Genomic DNA, 14154 nt, shown 5'->3' with positions numbered 1-14154 from the left:
TCGGGGGTGACTGGGGCTGACACGCCAAAATCGCTTTCAAGTATAGCGACCTGCGGAGGCAGGCTCACGTGGGATAAACCGGGGGGAGGCGGTCCTTATGCGGGCTTTATGGGCCCTTCAGGCGGCCTTCACCCGGATACGCACGCCATCGACAGCGACTGTCTGGCCTGCACGGATCTTGCAGGTCTTGCGGGTCTCGATCTGGCCGTCGACACTGACCGCGCCGTTGGCCACCATGACTTTGCCCGCGCCGCCGGAATCGACGACGCCGGTGAGTTTGAGCAGGTCGTTCAGGGCGACGAATTCGCCCGTCAGTTCAAAAGTTACGTTTTGCATAGTGGTGCGGATACTACGGAAAAACCCGGTGCGCGTCGACTGCCACGGGGTACCGTGTCAAGAAGATCACTTCTCGATCACGTGTTCGATGCGGCGGTCCGGGATCAGCCACACGGCCGCCATGAGCGCATACAGCGCCAGCGAGACCGCCGGCACCACGAACGCCAGCCCGATGGCCACCGCGTAGACCACTACTGACAGCTTGCCCTTGTAGTCGCGCCCGAGGGCGTCGGCCAGCTTCTTGTTGCCACCGTCGTGCACGGCCAGCAGGGTTCGCGACAGCATGTAGTGGGCAATGGCTGCCATGCACAGCACCACGCCGTAGAGCGCCGTCGGCCACGCGGTGAAATGGTTCTCGCCGAGCCAATGCGTGACGAACGGGATCAGCGATAGCCAGAACAGCAGGTGCAGGTTGGCCCAAAGGACCCCGCCGGACACCTTCTGGACCACCTGGAAAAGATGATGGTGGTTGTTCCAGTAGAGGCCGACATAGACATAGCTGAGGATGTAAGTAAGGAACGTCGGCGCGACCGGCAGCAGGTCCGCCAGTTCGCTGCCGTGCGGCGCTTTCATCTCCAGCACCATGATCGTGATGATGATGGCGATTACGCCATCGCTAAATGCTTCGAGTCGGCTTTTGCCCATTGCGGTTGTGGCTTACGTCTTCAGTCGGAATCGGTCGACAGGGGAGGGGACATCACAACACGGCCACGCGATTGCGGCCGGTCTGCTTGGCCGAATAAAGCGCGCGGTCGGCGCGTTGCAGCAGGGTGCCGAAATCTGCGTCGTCCGGGCTGAGGCTGGCGACACCGATGCTGGCAGAAAAACGCACCGGCGCGTTCCCATTCGGGCCCGGTACGCTTGCGCCATTGATCGCGACGAGCATGCGCTCCGCCGCCTGCAGGGCACGCTGCGCATCGGCCTCGGGCAGCAGCACAGCGAACTCCTCGCCGCCCAGACGGCCGATCACAGTACTCTTGCGCAGCGCGGCTCGCAACACCAACGTCAATTCGACGATCACCCTGTCGCCAATGGCATGCCCCCAGGTGTCGTTGATACCTTTGAAGTGGTCGATGTCGAGCATCAGGACGGACAGGCGGCGCTGCTGCGCGCGGGCGACCGCGAACAGCCGGTCGGCCTGCATGAGGAAAGCCCGGCGGTTGAGCATGCCGGTCAAGCCGTCGCGCATCGCCATGTCGCCGAGCACCCGGTTCACGCGGCGCAGTTCGAGTTCATCCACCACAAGGGAGGACAGATCCGCCAGCAGGCCGCGTTTCTCGTCGTCGAGATCGCGGGGGCGGCGGTCGATCACGCACAGCGTGCCCAGCCGGTGCCCTTCGGGCGTGCGCAGCGGCGCCCCCGCGTAGAAACGGATGTTCGGGTCGCCAGTTACGAGCGGATTATCTGCGAAGCGCCGGTCGGCGCGCGCGTCGGGCACGACAAGCACGTCGTCGCTGAGAATGGCGTGAGCGCAGAAAGCCATCGAGCGCGGCGTTTGCGAGGCATCGATGCCCCGGCGCGCCTTGAACCACTGGCGCGATTCGTCGATCAGGGAGACGAGCGAGATCGGCGCGCCCAGCACGTGCGAAGCAAGCCGCACGATACGGTCGAAGGCAGGTTCGGGCGGTGTGTCGAGAATCTCATAACGACGCAGCGCGGCGAGGCGCTCTGCCTCGTCGAGGCCCACACCACTGGCCCGGCCAAGTGGCGAGCCGGCCGAGCGTAGGAGACGGGCGCGGGCGTCGTTAAGATCGTTGGCGTCAGAGGAATTGTGGCCGGATGCAGTCATGTCGCGACGGGTGGACAGGGCCCAGCGGGTGGACGACAGCAGTGCCATCGACGGAGATGGTTCGGGCCGCGAATTCGGCAACTGCACGAAAGGTTCGAACGACTCGTGATGCTCGAAGCGCATAGCAGATGCGAGCGACGCACCGGGTGCAAAAGCCATGAAAGGCGATGGACTCGACGCAGACTTCGCAGATGATTCAGGTGCTACGGCGGAACGGGCGTTGAGCCACGTGGACTCACGATCGAAGACATCCGTAACGCTCTCAATTCTGCCCCGCTCGGGGCTACTTGGCAAATAGGGCGACGCGATGGCACCCGCACCCGCATCCACGGCATCGCCCCTGTTCTCCCCGTGGCCCATACCGCCCGAGCCACCCGTACGCCACAAGGCGTGCGCGGTCTGCGCGGGACGATCGCTGCTGTAGAGGCTGTCGGTGCTGTCGGTCGCGCGGCGCGGCGGCAGGGTGTGGCTCATGGCGGGTTGTCGGAGAGAAGTGTCGGGTTAGTTGCCGGGTTTGACTTCGAAAGCTTCGCCGGTCTCGAAGAAGTTGCCTCCGGCGATGTAATGCAGACTGCGCGATGTGCCGGGTTCGAACTGCCAGTGTCCGTCGTGAAACGCACGCGGATCGGCCCACGCTGCCACGACTTCGCCGAGGAACAGGTCGTAGCGATCCTGGTTGTGCGGTTCGGGAATCACCCGGCATTCGAGCCATGCAAGGCAGCCATCGATGAGCGGCGCGGTGATGTGCGAGCCGTTGAAGGCCGTCACGCCAGTGCCTTCGGCGAACTTATCGGTGTCACGTCCGGACACCGAGCCGACCGCCAGCGTCTCACGCGCGATCATGCGCGCGGGCACATTCAGCGAGAACTCGCCCGAGGCTTCGACCAGCTCGCGCGTGAGTGTATTGCGGTCGATGACGACGGCGACCTTCGGCGGCGAGAAGTCGAGCGGCATCGACCACGCGGCCGCCATGACGTTGCGACGCCCGTCGTGCGCGCTTCCCACGAGGACGGTCGGGCCGTGGTTGAGCAGACGGTAGGCTTTGGGAAGTTCGACGGGCAGACGTTCGGTCATGGCAAGAGGTCCGTGCAGGCGGCGATCCGTTGTCGGGCCGCATGTTGATGGCGGACCATGATAGCGCGCGGCATGCCATCCGAAAAAGGCGGCCCGCAGGGTCAGCTGCGGGCCGTATAAACGGCACGCCGCGGGGAGCGCGTGCCGGATCAGATGTGCATGCAGTATTTCATGCGTTCGTCCCAGTCCAGTCCCCGTCCGCCGGGCGTTGTGTCACCGAGCAATTTACGTCGAACGCAGTGCCGCCGTGAGGCCTTGGCACGCGCCTATACTTGTGCGAAAGCTGCCGGAATATCGGGATGGCGACCCGGCCGACGCGCGGCCTGTGTCGCGCCAATGGGAGGCTCCGGGATGGGCAAGGTCTATGTCGGTACGGCGTCGTGGACGGACAAGTCGCTGATCGCCTGCAAGCGGTTTTATCCACCGGGACATACGTCTGCCGAAGCGCGTCTGCGCTTCTACGCCAGCCAGTTTTCGATGGTCGAAGTCGACAGCAGTTACTACGCGATGCCCTCGGGATCCAATGCGCGGCTTTGGGTCGAGCGCACCCCGGACGCGTTCGTCTTCAATATCAAGGCATTTCGTCTGCTCACGGGCCACCAGACCCCGCGCATCGCGCTCCCCAAGGATCTCCAGTCGGCGCTGCCGCCGGGGCCGCGAGCGAACGTCTACTACAAAGACCTGCCGACCGAGCTGATCGACGAGATCTGGCGGCGCTATCTGGAGGCCATCGAGCCGTTACGCGAGGCAGGAAAGCTCGGTCTGGTGCACTTCCAGTTTCCGCCGTGGCTGACGGGCGACAAGTCCAGCTGCGAGCACGTCGAAGCTTGCGCACAACGTATGACCGGTTACGGCATCGCCGCGGAGTTCCGGCATCGCGGATGGTTCGACGGCGAGCGTTGCGACAGGACGCTGGCGTGGCTGCGCGAGATGGGCTGGGTCAACACGACGGTGGACGAGCCGCAGGGCTTCACGAACAGCATCCCGCAAGTCTGGGAGACGACGTCGCCACTCGCGGCGGTCGTGCGTCTGCACGGACGCAATCAGCAGACGTGGAACGTGCGCGATAGCGCGGCGGCGTCCGATCGTTTCAATTACGACTATCGCGAAGCGGAACTGGCGGCGTTGGTCGATCCGATCCGTGTGATCGCGAAAGTCGTTGCGCGCGTGTATGTCGTATTCAACAACAACTACGAGGATCAGGGCCAGCGAAACGCCATGACCCTCATGGCGTTGCTGGACGAATGACCTCAGACCGCCGGGATCAGAGGCCGTTTTGCGTGAGGAAGTCCTCGATCACGGTCGCGAAATACGGCGGACATGCCTGCATAGGGTAGTGCCCGCAGTTCGGCATGACTTCCAGCATCGCGTTCGGATGCCATGCGAGAAAGGTCTGCGCCATTGCGGCCGCATCGAGTCCGGGATCCTTGTCACCGACGATCACCAGAAACGGGGTTTCCGTTCCTTCTGCCCCCTGAACTTCTGCGGCGAAATCCGTTGTCACCAGCATATCGAGGTACCGAGCGCGGCAGGCCGGTGAGACCGTGGTGCGGTTCTGCCTGACCTTGCGATCCACCCAAACGTCGGATAGTCCGCCGCTGACGAACTTGAGCAATCGCCGCAAGGCGGCGTCGTCGTTCGTCGTGCTTGAGAAGAAGGCGAGGGCTTCGGGATTCAGCCGATTTCCGGTCGCCGACACCGGGCACACGGCAACGGCGCTTGCGATGCGCGACGGTGCATCGACCGCCAGACGTTGCGTCACCATCCCTGTCATCGAATGACCGATCACGTGAAAGCGCTGCCAGCCGAGGTGATCGGCGAGCCTGAGGCAATCGGCGGCAATTTCGTTCACCGTGTAATCGCCCGTCAAATCGATGGAGAGCCCGTAGCCGCGTAGATCGACGAAGACGTAAGTGAATGCGCGGCCGTCGAGCCAGGGCATTGCGGCGTCGAAGCTGGTGTGATCGCCGAGCCAGTCGTGCATGACGAGCACGGGCGCAGGGCCGTCGCCATATCGTGCATGGCCGAGGAGGTAGCCAGCAGCGGCGAAGCATTCTGCGGAAATAGTCATGTCTTGATTCCAATGTTGTGAGTGGAACCAAAACGAAACGCCCTCCCGGCGAACCGGGAGGGCGTTTTCAAAGTGAGCCGATCATATCAAGCCGTCACGCACCGGTCAATCGATGCGTCAAACCTCGACCGTCTCGATGACCGCTTCGCATTCGATCGGGAAATTGACCGAATTGGCGATGTAGCACTTCTCGTGCGCGGCGTGATGCAACTGTTCGGCGAGCGCGACGTCGCCGCCCGCACGAATCGACACGTGCGGACGCAGGACGATGCGGGTGAAGCGTCCTTCGGTGGGTGTATCGAGCATCGTGCCGACGGCGTTGTCCTCATACCGTTCGACGACGATCCCGGCCTCGGCGCACAGATGCAGGTACCAGAGCTTGTGACAAGCGCTTGCCGACGCGACCAGCAAATCTTCCGGATTCCAGCGAGCGGCATCGCCGCGAAAGGCCGGGTCCGCCGAGCCGGGAATCGTGGGTTTGCCGTCAACGCGAATTTCGTGATTGCGCCCGTACGCGCGATAGCCCGAGGTGCCGCTGCCCTGATTGCCGATCCATTCCACATTGACGCGGTACTCGTGTTCGCCTGATGCCATATCTGCTCTCCACTGAAGGCCGCGGCCGAAGGGGATAAGAAAAAAGGAAAAGGGGGCCGGGCCCGCTCGCAATTCTCGCAGCCCCTTGCATGAAACGCTGGCCATTTTCGGCCATCAAAAGGACGGATTCCGTCGTCGGCGCCACTCCGTCCGCCAAATGTTAAGCAAGCGGCTCCGTCGTGAGCGCGCGCGTGAGACCGTGCATCGGGCGGCGCATGGCGACGTCGAATGGATTCGTCTGGGGGCCGATCAGTTCGGCCTGACGCCGCAACAGTTCCACCACCATCGGCAAGCGATCCTGCGACAGCCGCGCGGCCAGTGTGCCCACGCTCAGCGCGGCCACGGCATGCCCCATGCGGTCGAACACCGGCACGGCGACGCCGGCCATGCCGTCGAGCACACCGCTGTTGCTCCCGGCGTAGCCCAACTGACGTACCCGCTCGATCTCCGTGCGCAGATACACCTCGTCGAGCACGCCGTAGCCCCGCAGTCGCGGCACGTTGAAGCGGATGATCTCCTCGCGCTCGGCCTCCGGCAGGAACGCCAGAATCGCCAGACTGCCCTGACCCACGCCCAGTGCCACACGTCCGCCGATGTCGCCGGTGAACGAACGGATCGGGAAGGGGCCTTCGCACATGTCGAGGCACACGGCATCGAAGCTGCTGCGCACCAGCAGAAAAATCGTGTCACCCAGACTGGCGCACAACCGCAGCAGCGACGGGCGGCACAACGTGCGCATGCCGCTCGGGTTGCCCGCCTGAGCGGCCATCGCGAAGAAATCGATGCTCAGCCGGTAAAGCTTGGACGACTCGTCCTGTTCCACGACCTGCTCGGCGATGAGCGCATGAAGAATGCGGTGCACCGTCGCCTGACTCAGGCCGACGGCTTTTGCGATGTGGGTGACGCGCTCGCCTTCGGGCTTGGCTTCACCGAGGGCACGGATGACGGCAAACGTGCGTTGCAATATGCCCGCGCCGGCGGATTCCGCAGACGAGTTTGCCGTTGCGCGGGGTGAATCGGAGGTGGTCATCAGGGTCTCGAATATTCCGTCAAACGAAATACTAGCGTAAGCCGCTACGACTTGAAAACAGGCGCGATGCGTCAAAACCTGTAAAAACAATCAATATTCGGCATAAGTTAGGGATTATCCCGAGACGGTGGCGCGAAATGAAAGACTCTGTCCATCCGTGAAATATTCCGTCAAATGAAATAATTTGAAAATTTATCTCATTTCACGGAATCGTTATCTTGCGACATGCAATTTGGCTCGCTACTGTTCGATGCAATTGCATTTCATGCGACGCGCGAGCGTCCGAAGGTAGTGACCATGTCTTTTCTGACTTTGACGGATGTTTCCAAGACGTTTGGCGAGCTGAACGCCGTCTCGAACGTCAATCTCTCGGTGGAGAAGGGCGAGTTTGTCTCGCTGCTCGGCCCCTCGGGCTGCGGCAAGACCACCACGTTGCAGATGATCGCGGGCTTCGTCGAAGCCACGACCGGGCGCATTACGCTCGACGGGCGCGACATCACGAACATGCGGCCGAACAAGCGCGGTCTGGGCATCGTGTTCCAGAGCTACGCGCTGTTCCCGCACATGACCGTGGCGGACAACGTCGGCTTCGGTCTGGAGATGCGAGGCGTCGACAAGTCGGAACGCAAGGACCGCATTCGTGAAGCGCTCGCGCTTGTGCGGCTCGAAGCGCTGGGTCATCGCTTCCCGCGTGAGCTCTCGGGCGGCCAGCGTCAGCGCGTGGCCATCGCCCGCGCCGTGGTGATCGCGCCGCCGGTGCTGTTGCTCGACGAGCCGATGTCCAACCTCGACGCCAAGCTGCGCGAAGACATGCAGTTCGAACTGCGTTCGATCCAGCGCAAGATCGGCACGACCACCATCATGGTGACGCACGACCAATCCGAAGCGCTGTCGATCAGCGATCGCGTCGTGGTCATGGAAGCTGGGCGCATCACGCAGGTCGACACACCGTACCGCGCTTACGAGCGTCCGGAAACGCCGTTCGTCTCGCAGTTCATCGGCAAGGCGAACATGCTCGACGGGCGCGTTGCCGCGCGCGACGGTGAGCATCTGCATATCGAACTGGGCGCGCAACTGACTCAGCGTGCCGCGCTCGCCGACCTAGCGCCGCGCGACCGTGGCATGGCGGTGGGCGACGTCATCACCATGTGCCTGCGTCCGGAAAAGGTGCGCTTATGCGCCCCGTCGACCGGCCGTCTGTCGGCGACGGTGACAAGCCGCTTCTTCCTCGGCAGCCAGTGGCTGTACCGCGTCGACAGCCCGTTGGGCGAGGTGCTCGTGTGTTGCCAGAACGAAGGCGGCGAGCCGTTGAACGAAGGCGCGTCGGTCGGTCTGGACTGGCAGCCGGAAGCCGTGCGCTTCGTTTCCGCAGGAGCGTGCGCGAATGGCTGAGACGCTGCAAGTCCCGCGCGCGGACGCCGCGCCGGTCGCGCGCGCGCCGTGGAGCGCCTATCTGCCGATGTGGGTGATGAGTGCGCCCGCCATGCTGTTGTTCGTGGCGCTGGTGCTGATCCCGTTGCTCATGACGCTCGCGCTCACGTTTTATCAGTTCGATCCGGCAAGCGGCCCGATTGCCGCGTTCCAGTTCGAGAACTACAAGGAAGTGCTGTTCGACTCGTACTTTCACACGATCTTCCTGCGCACGTTCGGCATCTCGCTCACGGTCACCGCGATCTGCGCCGTGGTGGGGACGTTCGAAGCCTACGTGCTCTCGCGCATGGGCGACCCGTGGCGCTCGCTGTTCCTGCTCATCATTCTTTCGCCGCTGCTCGTGTCCATCGTGGTGCGCGCGTTCGGCTGGAGCATGTTGCTCAGTTCGGGCGGCCTGATCAATCAGGCGTTCGGGCTGGTCGGCATGGGGCCGTTCAAGATGGAATACACCAACTTCGCCATCGTCGTGGCGCTGGCGCACGTGATGCTGCCGTTCATGGTGATTCCGGTGTGGACGTCGCTGCAACGCCTAGATCCGCAGACGGAAAACGCAGCACTCTCGCTCATGGCGTCGCAAGCGACGACGCTGCGCCGCATCGTGCTGCCGCAACTGGTGCCGGGCATTCTTTCGGGCAGCCTGATGGTGTTCGGCTTGTCTGCAAGCGCTTTCGCGATTCCGAGCCTGCTGGGCGGACGCCGTCTCAAAGTGGCCGCGACCGCTGTCTACGACCAGTTCCTCAGCTCACTGAACTGGCCACTGGGCGCGACCATCGCTGTATTGCTCCTGGTGGCGAACCTGATCGTGATGCTGACGTACTACCGTCTGCTCGACCGCCGTTACTCGCGCAGCATGGGCTAAGGCCAACGCTATTGCCGAACTGAAGCAGAACAGAACTCACTCGCCATCATGCGTAAAAATAGTCCCCTGGCGCTCGCGTTCCACACGCTCGTCATCCTCTTCGTTCTCGCCCCGATGATCATCGTGGTGCTGGTCGCGTTCACGCCGGAGCAGACGCTCTCGCTGCCCACGCGCGGTATCTCGCTGCGCTGGTTCCGGGCGATTCTCGACTATCCCGACTTCATCGCGTCGTTCTTTACCAGCCTGAAGCTGGCGTTCATCTCGGCCACGCTCTCGCTCGCGATTGCATTGCCTGCGGCGCTCGCCATCGGTCGTTCGCGCTTCCCGGGCCGCAACTTCCTCAACGGTCTGCTGCTCTCGCCGCTGGTGATTCCGGGCCTCGTGCTCGGCATCGCGCTGCTGCGCTTCTTCGCCATGCTCGGTGTGACGGGCTCGTTCGGCGCGCTCATCTTCGCGCACATGATCGTCGTGACGCCGTTCATCATGCGTCTCGTGCTCGCCTCGATCAGCGGCCTGGACCGCAGCGTCGAGAACGCGGCGGCCTCGCTCGGAGCGGGGTCGTGGACGACGTTCCGTCGCGTGACCATGCCGATGATTTTGCCGGGCATTACCGGTGGCTGGTTGCTGGCGTTCATCAACAGTTTCGACGAACTGACGATGTCGGTCTTCCTCACCGCGCCACAAACCGTCACGTTGCCGGTGCGCATGTATATGTACGCCACCGAGTCGATCGATCCGATGATGGCGTCCGTCTCGGCGCTCGTCATTGCTGTCACGCTCGGCGCGATGCTGTTGCTCGACCGCATCTACGGTCTGAATCGCATTCTCATCGGCCAGCATTGACCGCACGCCCCACGACGACGCTTATGTCCAGCTCTTCCCAATTTCCTCAAGACGTGCGCGCGTCTGGCTCGTCCGCTTGCCGTCCGCAGTTGACGCGTCTGTCCGAGACCGCACGTGCGCCCGTGACGTTCTATATCGACGGCGAACCGGTGCAGGCGCTCGCCGGTGACACGTTGCTCACCGCTATCCTCACGCATCAGCGGCACGTGCGCATCAGCGAATTCAGCGGCACGCCGCGCGCCGGTTTCTGCATGATCGGTGCATGTCAGGACTGTTGGGTGCGTTGCGAAACGGTGAACGCCGGTGGTGGCGACGCCCAACTCACGCGCCTGCGCGCCTGCTCGACGACGATACAGGCGGGCATGCGCATCGTCACGCGCGCGCCTGATGCCAACGAAGTGCACGGAGGCTCGCATGGCTGAGCGCGCCGTGAATTCCCGGGACGCCAACGTCGCGAACATCGTTATTGTCGGCGCAGGGCCGGCGGGCATTCGTGCCGCGCAAACGCTGGTCGCCGCGGGCGTGCGTCCGATCGTGCTCGACGAGAACATTCGCTGGGGCGGCCAGATCTATCGTCAGCCGCCGCAAGGTGCAGGTTTCGTACGTAGCAAGCAGGCGCTGTACGGTTTCGAAGCCGCGAAAGCCGATGCCGTACACAAGGCGATGGCGGCGCTTCTGCCGCAGGTCGATTACCGGCCTGAGACGCTCGTGTGGGCGTGCGATCCGCAGCGTTTGCACACCATGCACGGCGGACGTGAAGCGCCGGTCCCGTTCACGCATCTGATCATTGCCAGCGGTGCGACCGACCGCGTGCTGCCCGTGCCGGGCTGGACGTTGCCGGGCGTGTACACGCTGGGCGGCGCACAGGTCGCGCTCAAGGCGCAGGGCTGTGCCATTGGCGAGCGCGTTGTGTTCGCGGGCACCGGGCCGCTGCTGTATCTCGTGGCGTATCAATATGCGAAAGCCGGTGCGAATGTCGTCGCCGTGCTCGATACCAGCCCGTTTGTGGAACAAGCGAAGGCCGCGCCGCGTCTGCTGAGTCAGCCTTCGACGTTTGCCAAAGGCGTCTATTACCTGGGATGGCTGCGTTCGCGTGGCGTGCGCGTCGAATACGGCGTGACGCTCGAAGGCATCGACGGCACGGCTGGTGTGCGCGCGATTCGCTGGCAGCACAACGGTCGCGAGTCGAGCGTCGAATGCAACGCCGTCGGTCTGGGTTTCGGCCTGCGACCGGAGACGCAACTGGCCGATCTCGCAGGCTGCCGTTTCGTGTTCGACGATCTCAACCGATGCTGGCTGCCCGAGCGCGACGCCGCCGGACGCAGCTCGCAACCCGGCATCTATCTCGCAGGCGACGGTGCGGGCATCGCGGGGGCAGACGCCGCCGAACTCGCAGGCCGTCGCGCAGCGCTGGCGTTACTCGAAGACCTTGGCGTTGCGGCCCCGTCCATGCCGGACGCCGCGACCATCGAGCGCAAGCTCGCGAGCATCCGTCGTTTTCGCGAAGGCATCGAGCAGGCTTTTGCGCTGCCGAAAGATCCTGCCGCGCAGTGGCCCGACGACATGCTCGTCTGCCGTTGCGAGGAGGTCAGTGCAGGCACGTTGCGCGAGTGCATTCGTCAGGACGGTGTCACCGAAATCAACCGCCTGAAGGCGCTCACCCGTGTGGGCATGGGTCGCTGTCAGGGGCGCATGTGCGGCGAAGCGGCGTGTCATGTGCTGGCCGATGCCAGCGGACAGACGTATGCGCAAGTGGGGCGGCTGCGTGCGCAGGCGCCCATCAAACCGATTCCGATTGCCCCGATGTTATTCGACGAAAATGTCGCCGCCATTCCCGAGGAGGCGCGCGATGAGTGAGACCCTGCATTACGACGTGGTCGTCGCTGGTGGCGGGCTGGTCGGTGCCTCGGCCGCACGGGCTTTGGCCGAGCGTGGTCTGAAAGTCGCGCTGTTCGAGCGGCGCTATTGCGGCGCCCAGGCCAGCGGCGTGAACTACGGCGGCGTGCGCTGTCAGGGCCGTCCGGAAGTGCAGTTGCCGCTCGCCATGCGGGCGCGCCGGATCTGGGATCGTCTGCCCGAGCTGATCGGCATCGACGGTGAATTCGTCCGCTCGGGGCACCTGAGGCTTGCACGTCGCGAGAGCGATCTCGAACCCCTCGACGCGTGGTCGGCGATGGCGCAGAACTACGGTTTGTCCACGACGGTGTTTCGCGGCGCGGAGTTTCGCGAGCGCTTCCCGTGGCTGGGGGATGGTGCCGTTGGCGGTTCGCTGTGCATGAGCGACGGTCACGCGAATCCGCGTCTGGTCTCGCCCGCCTTCGCGCGTGCGGCCCGCGCCCTCGGTGCAGACGTACGTGAGCGCACTCCGATTACGTCGGTGACGCACGATGGCGTGCGCTTCCAACTGACGGCGAAACCGGAAAACGGCGACGAACTGCACGTGAGTTGCGACTGGTTGCTCAATACCTCCGGCGCGTGGGCGAACCACATTGCAGGCACGTTCGGTGAGCGCGTGCCGATGCATGCCATCTACCCGAACATGTGGGTGACGGAGCCGTTGCCTAAATTTGTCGGACACAACCTCGGCGTGTACGGCGGCGGTGTGTATGCGCGGCAGGTGGAGCGCGGCAACTGCGTGATCGGCGGCGGACGCGGCACCGGCGACGGCGAGTACGCCCAGCCGTCGGCCGACACTACGCGCGCCGTCATGCGCGAAGCGTGCGCGTTGCTGCCTGCGCTGCGCAATGCGCTGCTGATTCGCACGTGGAGTGGTGTGGAAGGCGAAACGCCCGACGACAACCCGATCATCGGCATGAGCCGCACGACACCGCGTCTGGTGCATGCGTTCGGCTTCTCGGGTGGTGGCTTCCTGCTCGCACCGGGCGTTGGCGAAGTGCTGGCCGATCTGGTCACGCAAGGCGAGACGGCCACGCCGATCGATGCCTTTGCCGTCGACCGCTTTGCCATTGTCCCCGCCACGCGCGCCGAAGTCTGAGGAACCTGACACATCCCACACGTTCAGAGTCCGTCCCAAACAACATTCCTAACACCCTGGAAACGCAAGGAGAACCACGATGAAGCTGTCTAAGAAGGTCGTCATGTGCGCTGCGGCGCTGGCATTGGGCGCGAGCGGTGCAGCCTGGTCGCAGTCCAAAACGCTTTACATCGGCATGAATGGCGGCCCGATGGAAAAGGCTTACACGAGCCAGGTCTTTCCGGAGTTCGAGAAGGCCAATAACGTGAAGGTCGTGGTGGTGCCGGGCACGTCGTCGGACGTGCTGGCCAAGCTGCTTGCCAACCGTAACAGCCCGCAAATGCACGTCGTGTTCCTGGACGACGGCGTGATGGCGCGCGCCATCAGCATGGGCGTGTGCCAGAAGCTCGACGATTCGCCCGTGCTCAAGGAACTGATGCCGTCTGCACGCGTGAAGGACGACATGGGCGCCGGCGTGCAACTGGGCATGACCGGTATCGGCTACAACACCAAGCTGTTCAAGGAGAAGGGCTGGGCCACGCCGACCTCGTGGACCGATTTCGCCGATCCGAAGTTCAAGGGCAAGGTGGTGTTCCAGTCGGCATCAAGCAGCACGTTCGGCCTGCATGGCTTCCTCGCACTGAACCGCATCTGGGGTGGCAGCGAGACGAACGTCGAGCCGGGCTTCACGAAGTGGGCGTCGACAGTCGGCCCGAATGTGGTCGAGTACATCCCGAACTCGGCCAAGCTCTCGGAGATGATCCAGACGGGCGAAGCCGCGATCTTCCCGCTGACGCCGACGGCCGTGAGCGATCTCCAGGACAAGGGCATTCAGGTCGGCTACGTCGCGCCGAAGGAAGGTGCGGTGCAGTTGCTGGTCGACCTGTGTGTGGTGAAGAACAGCCCGGACAACGCGATGGCACAGAAGCTCGCGCAGTATCTGCTGTCGGCTAAGGGTCAATCGCTGGCCGCTGCGGCCGGTGCGTACATCCCGACGAACCCGAAGGCTACTGTGCCCGCGACGATGCAGACGCGTCTCGGCAAGCTCGACGACCTGACCAAGAACATCAAGACGGTCGATTGGGACGCCATCAACCAGCGTCGCGCGCAGTGGGATCAGCGCTGGAACCGCCAGATCGAGCAGTAATGATGC

Annotated in this window: 15 protein-coding genes; 8 read left to right on the top strand and 7 right to left on the bottom strand. The window is 63.7% G+C overall.

Features of this window, described 5'->3' with window-relative positions; all coding sequences use genetic code 11:
- Nucleotides 1-117 precede the first annotated feature (117 nt).
- The 4 genes from PAN31117_RS05070 to PAN31117_RS05055 form a co-directional block, all read right to left on the bottom strand.
- On the bottom strand, nt 118-336 hold the full coding sequence (locus PAN31117_RS05070) for an RNA-binding S4 domain-containing protein (RefSeq protein WP_046292298.1): 219 nt from the start codon (nt 334-336) through the stop codon (nt 118-120).
- Between the two features lie 66 nt (nt 337-402).
- Complete coding sequence (locus PAN31117_RS05065) at nt 403-981, bottom strand: TMEM175 family protein (RefSeq protein ID WP_150737236.1); 579 nt, start codon at nt 979-981, stop codon at nt 403-405.
- A gap of 52 nt (nt 982-1033) precedes the next feature.
- Complete coding sequence (locus PAN31117_RS05060) at nt 1034-2173, bottom strand: GGDEF domain-containing protein (protein WP_246188916.1); 1140 nt, start codon at nt 2171-2173, stop codon at nt 1034-1036.
- Nucleotides 2174-2626: 453 nt separating this feature from the next.
- On the bottom strand, nt 2627-3199 hold the full coding sequence (locus PAN31117_RS05055; RefSeq protein ID WP_150737235.1) for a flavin reductase family protein: 573 nt from the start codon (nt 3197-3199) through the stop codon (nt 2627-2629).
- Nucleotides 3200-3550: 351 nt separating this feature from the next.
- Between PAN31117_RS05055 and PAN31117_RS05050 the strand changes: the two genes are divergently transcribed.
- Nucleotides 3551-4447 carry a DUF72 domain-containing protein gene (locus PAN31117_RS05050; protein ID WP_174990833.1) on the top strand — a complete coding sequence of 299 codons (897 nt, stop codon included), beginning with the start codon at nt 3551-3553 and terminating at the stop codon, nt 4445-4447.
- Nucleotides 4448-4463: 16 nt separating this feature from the next.
- Here PAN31117_RS05050 and PAN31117_RS05045 read toward each other — a convergent pair whose 3' ends face one another.
- The 3 genes from PAN31117_RS05045 to PAN31117_RS05035 all read right to left on the bottom strand — a co-directional run bounded on the left by PAN31117_RS05045 (nt 4464) and on the right by PAN31117_RS05035 (nt 6894).
- Nucleotides 4464-5270, bottom strand: a complete 807-nt coding sequence (locus PAN31117_RS05045; protein WP_150737233.1) for an alpha/beta fold hydrolase — start codon at nt 5268-5270, stop codon at nt 4464-4466.
- Nucleotides 5271-5387: 117 nt separating this feature from the next.
- Nucleotides 5388-5864, bottom strand: coding sequence for an OsmC family protein (locus PAN31117_RS05040; protein WP_150737232.1), 477 nt, complete (start codon nt 5862-5864; stop codon nt 5388-5390).
- Between the two features lie 160 nt (nt 5865-6024).
- A complete protein-coding gene (locus tag PAN31117_RS05035) occupies nt 6025-6894 on the bottom strand; it encodes an IclR family transcriptional regulator (protein WP_150663113.1) in 870 nt (289 codons plus the stop codon).
- 297 nt (nt 6895-7191) lie between these two features.
- Here PAN31117_RS05035 and PAN31117_RS05030 point away from each other — a divergent pair, with 297 nt between their 5' ends.
- The 7 genes from PAN31117_RS05030 (at nt 7192) to PAN31117_RS05000 (ending at nt 14148) form a co-directional block, all read left to right on the top strand.
- Nucleotides 7192-8286, top strand: a complete 1095-nt coding sequence (locus PAN31117_RS05030) for an ABC transporter ATP-binding protein (protein WP_150737231.1) — start codon at nt 7192-7194, stop codon at nt 8284-8286.
- Nucleotides 8279-9184 carry an ABC transporter permease gene (locus PAN31117_RS05025; RefSeq protein ID WP_150737230.1) on the top strand — a complete coding sequence of 302 codons (906 nt, stop codon included), beginning with the start codon at nt 8279-8281 and terminating at the stop codon, nt 9182-9184. Before PAN31117_RS05030 ends, PAN31117_RS05025 begins: the two co-directional genes overlap by 8 nt.
- A gap of 48 nt (nt 9185-9232) precedes the next feature.
- Nucleotides 9233-10027 (top strand): ABC transporter permease, encoded by a 795-nt coding sequence (locus PAN31117_RS05020; protein WP_150574625.1) that lies wholly within the window; start codon nt 9233-9235, stop codon nt 10025-10027.
- A gap of 23 nt (nt 10028-10050) precedes the next feature.
- A complete protein-coding gene (locus tag PAN31117_RS05015; protein ID WP_150737229.1) occupies nt 10051-10449 on the top strand; it encodes a (2Fe-2S)-binding protein in 399 nt (132 codons plus the stop codon).
- Nucleotides 10442-11884, top strand: a complete 1443-nt coding sequence (locus PAN31117_RS05010; RefSeq protein WP_150737228.1) for an FAD/NAD(P)-dependent oxidoreductase — start codon at nt 10442-10444, stop codon at nt 11882-11884. Before PAN31117_RS05015 ends, PAN31117_RS05010 begins: the two co-directional genes overlap by 8 nt.
- A complete protein-coding gene (locus PAN31117_RS05005; protein WP_150737227.1) occupies nt 11877-13022 on the top strand; it encodes an NAD(P)/FAD-dependent oxidoreductase in 1146 nt (381 codons plus the stop codon). The genes PAN31117_RS05010 and PAN31117_RS05005 overlap by 8 nt, the downstream gene beginning before the upstream one ends.
- 79 nt (nt 13023-13101) lie before the next feature.
- Nucleotides 13102-14148: an ABC transporter substrate-binding protein gene (locus tag PAN31117_RS05000; protein WP_150737226.1), complete on the top strand. Its 1047-nt coding sequence runs from the start codon at nt 13102-13104 to the stop codon at nt 14146-14148.
- Nucleotides 14149-14154 lie beyond the last annotated feature (6 nt).

The sequence above is a fragment of the Pandoraea anapnoica genome, assembly GCF_902459765.1.
In the GTDB taxonomy this organism is placed as follows: domain Bacteria; phylum Pseudomonadota; class Gammaproteobacteria; order Burkholderiales; family Burkholderiaceae; genus Pandoraea; species Pandoraea anapnoica.
The sequence above is the reverse complement of the archived record's forward strand: the minus strand, read 5'-3'. Positions and strand labels throughout refer to the sequence as shown.